The sequence below is a fragment of the Actinobaculum sp. 352 genome, from assembly GCF_003957265.1.
Lineage (GTDB): Bacteria > Actinomycetota > Actinomycetes > Actinomycetales > Actinomycetaceae > Asp313.
In genome coordinates, this window is record NZ_RQSN01000024.1 from 1 (window position 1) to 4,913 (window position 4,913).

At 57.2% G+C, this 4,913-nt stretch carries 4 protein-coding genes; all 4 read left to right on the forward strand.

Annotation, left to right across the window (positions count from 1 at the left end; translation table 11 throughout):
• Positions 1-125: 125 nt before the first annotated feature.
• Genes EKN07_RS12240 through EKN07_RS12255 form a run of 4 tightly spaced genes read left to right on the forward strand, consistent with a single transcriptional unit; the run spans position 126 to position 4,547 of the window.
• The gene (locus tag EKN07_RS12240; protein ID WP_126146549.1) at positions 126-470 is read left to right on the forward strand and encodes a hypothetical protein; all 345 of its coding nucleotides are present in this window, start codon (positions 126-128) and stop codon (positions 468-470) included.
• Entirely contained in the window at positions 470-3,193 is a 2,724-nt protein-coding gene (locus tag EKN07_RS12245) for a hypothetical protein (RefSeq protein WP_126146550.1), read from the forward strand. The genes EKN07_RS12240 and EKN07_RS12245 overlap by 1 nt, the downstream gene beginning before the upstream one ends.
• Positions 3,194-3,225: 32 nt before the next feature.
• Positions 3,226-3,819 (forward strand): hypothetical protein, encoded by a 594-nt coding sequence (locus EKN07_RS12250; RefSeq protein WP_126146551.1) that lies wholly within the window; start codon positions 3,226-3,228, stop codon positions 3,817-3,819.
• 32 nt (positions 3,820-3,851) lie between these two features.
• On the forward strand, positions 3,852-4,547 hold the full coding sequence (locus EKN07_RS12255; RefSeq protein ID WP_126146552.1) for a hypothetical protein: 696 nt from the start codon (positions 3,852-3,854) through the stop codon (positions 4,545-4,547).
• Positions 4,548-4,913: the final 366 nt, after the last annotated feature.

The window sequence follows — 4,913 nt, forward strand, 5'->3', positions numbered from 1 at the left end:
TGTGGTGTGTGCACCGCTCGCGTGGGCGTGTTGGCTGGACCGTGGGACCAGGACTGCTGCGGATCAGGTCCGATGTCTATTAGTGGCGAAATACTCGAGATAACTTTGGCGAGGGAGACATAGCGATGAGTATTGAGTTTGATCGTGAGGCGGTGGGGGTTGCTGCGAACGAGAACTGGCGTGATGCGGATACGTTTGGTGCGATTTCTGCGTTGATTGAGGCCACGGATGTTGATGAGTGCGTGTCTGACACGCCTTCTGGTGTGGGTCCGAAGACGAAACAGATGCCTGGCAGGGTTGTGGCGTTTAAGCGGATGATGCGTGATGTGGTGGCTGAGTTTTCTGATGCGTGTGCGATTTTGGGGTCGGGCACGGATGATGCGGTGGCGAATTTTGATGAGACGGAGTCTACGGAGTCGCAGTCGTATTTGGATCTTGAAGCGCGTATGAGTGGCGAGGAGAACGAGTGATGGCTGGGTTTACCTTTGAAGTGCCGCAGGATACGTCAGGGGCGTGCTATGTTGCGGCGAATCGGTTTGGGCGGGCTGGTAACGAGGTTAATGCGACGCAGGTCGGAGCAGCGTCGTCGTCTGGTGTTGCGGGCTGGGCCGGTGAGGCTGCCGATGCGTATATGGATCAGATTGAGGGTTTGCATTCTAAGACGATGACCTTGTATGACGTGTTGCTTGACGCGGCGACGGCGTTGCGGTCGTATGGGGATGCGGTGTTGGAAGCGATTGCGGATGTTGGCCGGGTGCAGAGTGACTATGACGCGGCAAAGGAGACGTATGAGCGTGAGCTAGGTTTGGTGGAGGCGAAGCAGACGGAGTTGAATTCTAATCCGGAGACGGCTTATTCGCAGGCGGCGGTGGACGCGATGCGTGAGCGGTGTGAGTCGGAGTGGGAGGCGGAGCAGTCGGGCTTGCAGGAGAGGTATCGGGGTGTGTTGGAGGTTTTGGATGAGGCGGCGTCTACGGCGATGACGGCGTTGGCTGCGGCCCAGGACAAGATTGTGGATCCGAAAATGCCTTCTGGTTCGCGTGATGAGGTGGCGTTGAATGTGTTCGGTGATCTGCCGTATGTCTCGGGTGAGGCGGCCTGGGACCTTGCGCAAACCGATGCGCATAGGATGTCGAAGTACATCTTGGATGAGAAGGTGACGGCGGAGGAGGTTGCCGAGTTCAACGAGAAGTACGGCGACAAGCTCTCCGATCCCTTCGTCGCCAACGCGTTGATGCAGTACGTTACTCCGGAGGACCTAGTGAAGTTCTCGGTGCGTGCGGGTGTCGTGCGCGATGTTGATGATGAGGTCCTCGACGATGTGTTGCGGGGGACCGGTGCCGCGGTGGTGTTGGGTAGTGGTGGGATGAACCTGGAAGGTGGCAATGCTGAGCGGCAGGCGTTATTGGAGATCGTGCGGCCCGGGCTGAAGAACTATTCCGGCCAAACGCTGGACGAACAGACCGATGCTTTCCTTCAGGCAATGGAGAAAACGGGGCGGACGGCGTTTAACACGCAGGATATTAGCAGTCGGAGTCTGTTCACCAAGCCGGTAGATGGGTACACCGTCATGTCACAGTTGATGGGAGAGGCAGGGCGCGATAATCCGAATTTGGCGTTGGGTCCGGCCTTCTTCGAGGCGACTTCTGGTGAGGGCCTGTCTGTTGCTGAGGATATAGTTCTCTGGGACTCACAGACGTTGACGTGGGCGACGCACAGTGGCTACAGCGATACGGTGTCCTTGTTCGGCCTGGACAAGTCTATGTGTGACCCGTTGCATGCCTTGTATACGTTGATGGACCGCCCGGAGGCTTTCGATGCCGATAGTGCGACTCCTGTACTAGCGGACTTGGAGGAGGGCCGGTTACGCGTGGTGCAGAGTTTCCTTGTCTCAGACACCCCTGAGGGTATGGATGTCAACCATGACGGAGTAGTGGATGCCAAGGACGAGCCGAAGAATATGACTCGGTATCTCACTGGCGGACGAGTGAGTGGCGAATATTGCGGTTTCCAAGACGAAGGCGAACAGTTTGGCCAGGTCATTCAGCAGGCGACCTTTAAGGAGCCGGGTCTGGATCGGGATGTAGTTGGCGACGAAGCCTGGGAAGCGCGCCGTCAGCTTAATCGGGATGCGACAGAGATCGCGACGCAGTTCATGTGCGGCTATCAGGATGGAATGGATGCTCATGCGGGTGACTATGTTGATGGGCAGAATGAGTTTGGCCACAACAACTCGGCATTGCGCTCTTGGTCAGGGGTGATTCTAGCGCCACACGTTCAGGGTATTGCCTTGGCGCTTAAGTTCCCTGGGGGAGAACTCAATGGGGCTCAGGTTTTTGGTGACGATTTTGTTGTAGCTTTCGATGAGAAAACACTCACTAAGCTGCACGGTGCAAATGGAATGCTGCGTGATCTGGGTTTTGATACTCCGGTGCGTAACGACAACGGGACGCCCAATGATCTTACGGACGATTATTGGGAAGGCGGCAGGGCACCGGCAATTGACAATCTAATCGTTGCTTCCGGCATGTGCTACGACGAACAGTTGGACGCGGCCTTCTCTGGAGAAGGTAATAACTTGCCGTCAGCCGTTGTTGATCGGTGGACTCCCATGTTCGAGACCTTGTTTACGGCGCCGGAAGATGCCAATGACCAGCAGGAGGCGGTCTACAAAGAACTCAACGCCCGATGGAACGGACTTCTCGAGAAAGGGTTGGGTGCTATCCCGTTCGGCCCGCTCATCAAGAGTGAGTGGGTGGAGTACTTCATTGACCAGGGTAAGGCGAATGGTGTGGCACCCGTTCTGGACTCATTCTTGTCCGATGATAAAGGAGAGGACGGTGAAAAGGCGGAGGCGGTTAGCGGCGCACAGGGATTCATGCGTGAGAGGCTGTATCGGTCGATGATCGCGCACGGGTCGTTTGACGATGTGGCGAAGACTCCTGCGGAGTACCACACCGACAATCCGTTAGAGGAGGAAGAGATTTTCTTTAACCTCGAGGACGGGTCAATCCTGTCGTTCGACGAGATGGAGCCTGAACAAAGGGAGGCGTTTAGAGCCTATTTCCGGTGGCTAGGCACCGAAACGGGGGACTACTACGCCGCTGTGGATTCGATCCAGTCTTCAATGGCAACAGCTGACTATCAACACGACAATAACTATGCCAAGACGGGAGAGGATCGGGATAACTAATGCTTGGGAGACCGAGGATCTTCTGCAGGAATGTGATCGCGTTTGTGGGCGCGGCGACCTTGGCTGTGTTGTTGGCGGCGTGTGGGGTGTATCGTCCGGAGGTTGCGGATGTGACGCCGTTGGTGCCGTCGACGTTTGTGGCGGTGGAGGAAGAGGTGGCGGATATTGTGGAGATGGATGTGCCGGAGGGGTGGGTGTTGCAGCGGAAGGGAAACGATATGTTTCCGGTTGTGATTGTTTCGCCGGATGGGTCGACGGATCAGCAGGTTGCGACGATTCATATTAGTCTCAAACTGCCGAGTGTTATGTGGCCGTATTATGCGGTGGATGAGGATACGTTTGATTTGGACAAGGTTGTCCTGCCGACGATTCGTGAACGTATGAGAGATCACGCGTATACAGATGTTCAGCTATTGCCCGCGCGGTTTGTTGATGGCAATCCGGCTCGCGGCTACACCTACGTTCAGACGGATGAGGAGACGGGTTCTCCGCAGCGTCGGGAGTATTGGGAGGTTGGTCGGCATGATGGGAGGTGGTCGATTTCGATTGTCTCGGACCGTGGTCAGACGGAGTTGCCGCCGGAGTTGGATGGGATCTTGGATACCGTCACGTGGAGGGGGCCGTAGATGCTCTGGTTGGGTGTATCAGTGGAGTGTAGGTGCGTGATGCCGCAGCGAGCGAAGGGATGGTGGTCGTGATGGTGGGTGTGCGTTCGCGTCGCGTGGCGGCCGTGGTTCTGGCGGTGTGTGGGTTGGCCGTGTCACTGGTTGGGTGTGCGCCGAGTGTGCCTTCAGGTGGGCAGCCGACGGTTTCGGCGTCGGCGACGTTTGCGGCGGGAGACGAGGCTGGGGATGTGATGGATGCGGATGCGCCGCGGGGGTGGACGGTGATTCCGCGCGATCCGGATCCGGGGATGGATTATTTGGCGTCGGAGGATGGGAGCCGGGGTTTTACTGCGGCGTCGATCAGGGCGACGCGTATTCCGCCAAATGTGTTGTTTGAGGCCGTGGGGTCTTCTGATGAACCGGGCATGTATAACCTGGATCAGTTTGCGATGGGGTGGCGGCGTGAGATTGAGTACCATGGCGATCGGCGTGAGATTTCTGAGGTTCAGAAGCGTGTGATTGGTGGGAGTGAGGCGCGGGGGTATTCGTATGTGGAGACTGCTGGCAAGAATGGTGACATGTATTACGAGGTGTGGTTGGTGGGGCGGCATGATGGGTTGTGGCGGATCACGTTGACGTCGGCTCCGGGGCAGACCAGCCTGCCGGATGGGCTCGCCGACGAGTTCCTGGACTCGATCACCTGGACCACGCCCGCGACCGCGCCGACGGCATCCGCAAGCTCATCATAATGAACGCCTGAGCGCCTTGTAATGCGGCGGCAAGCCTGCTAAAGCGGAGGCGCCAAGCTCTGCTTTTATGTGCATGCGCGGGCGAGTCGCTGGTCTGCCCTGCCAGGAGGCGAGAGCTTGTCGAGTTTTTTGTGTAAGCGGGTTGTTGTTTACAGGTAGGGGGGATTGTTGGGGGTTTGGTTGGTGTCTGGGTTGCTTCGCGGGTGTGGGGCTGGGAAGGGTGTTGGTTATGGCAAGGTTATAGTGAGCAGTTCATGGCTGATGCGGTTGTGCTGGTTGAGTCAGGGATCAGTCGGGGTATGTGTGCGTTGATCTGGGGATCTCTCGGTCCTTGCTGCAAGAATGGATCACGGAGGCTTGCTTGGA